Origin of the sequence: Shewanella sp. MM_2022_3 (assembly GCF_022557375.1) — a bacterium.
GTDB lineage: Bacteria > Pseudomonadota > Gammaproteobacteria > Enterobacterales > Shewanellaceae > Shewanella > Shewanella xiamenensis.
In genome coordinates, this window is record NZ_JAKZGV010000111.1 from 1 (window position 1) to 1173 (window position 1173).

Annotated in this window: 1 protein-coding gene; it reads right to left on the reverse strand. The window is 31.2% G+C overall.

Annotated features, from left to right (window positions below):
- A partial coding sequence (locus MMG82_RS21330) for an AAA family ATPase (protein WP_241407414.1) occupies positions 1–1148 on the reverse strand: 1148 nt, incomplete at its 3' end.
- Positions 1149–1173: the final 25 nt, after the last annotated feature.

A 1173-nucleotide genomic window follows, 5' to 3' on the forward strand; every position in this document is an offset into this window, starting at 1 on the left:
ATTTCATCCTTCCCTAATGGTTCGAATAAGGAACTATTCAAAACAGATGAATACTGATTTCTAGCAATAACTTCTGCAATATCATCATCAATATTCCTAACTTTATTCCAAAAACCTAAAAGCGATTTATTTTTCGTTCTAAATGGTGTCGTTAGCTCAAAAACTGAAGTCTGTGGAATAAATGACGGTATCACACTAAACCAATTACCAAATTCTATTGACTCTATCTGAAAAACATCACCGACTAGCAATAGCAACTTGTATTTTGTATTTTCAATGACATTTAAGAAATCTGAATTACTAACAGTACTACATTCATCAATTATCAACAAATCATACTCTATATTTTCTTTACCCTTATAACTATGACTTCTAATCGTTCTAAATATCGAATTTTGATGAGCTGAAACTTTACGTTTAAGATTATCTATAGCTGGATTTGTATGAGCTAAAAATAGCTTGCTGTTACTCCCAAAATAGTTTGCAACATGATCAACCATTGTAGACTTTCCTGTACCTGCAGCACCATATATAAGTGCAACTTTTGAGCACTCAAACAATCCTTTAAGCGCAGCAAGTTTTACCTCATCATCTATTATTCTTGAACTATCTTTTACCCAGCGTTCCACAGCATTTGAATAACCTAGAATTCCAGAGTTTGAATATTCCATCAGGTTATTTATAATTGACAATGTATCTTTTTCATAACCATTTATAAATGCATGCTCATTTTCAATGAGCATCTCTCTATTTTCATAATGTTTTCTATAAATCTTTTTATTATAGTTGTTTTTTAAAAGCTCAATATTTTTAAACTCATTTAAATCTGACAATGGAGTGTATAAGATAGAATGTCTTTCGACATTATTCTTTATTTTCCTGATCAATAACTCATGTTCTCTTCCTACTTGCTCGATGCTTTCGACAAGATCCCAATATTTTGGATTATGCCCAGCCAATGATGTACAGTATGGCATTGTGTCAAAAGGAATACATGAAAAGCTAACATTCAAACCAGTTAATAAATGGCACTTATTAAAACCATACTGAGACTTTAATATCTGATTATTCATTCTCAGCATCAGATAAAGCAAAACTCTTGTACCGGAATTATTTTTACCAGAAAAAAATCGTACATAGTCTAACATACTGAATATCTGAGAAGTTGTTGAC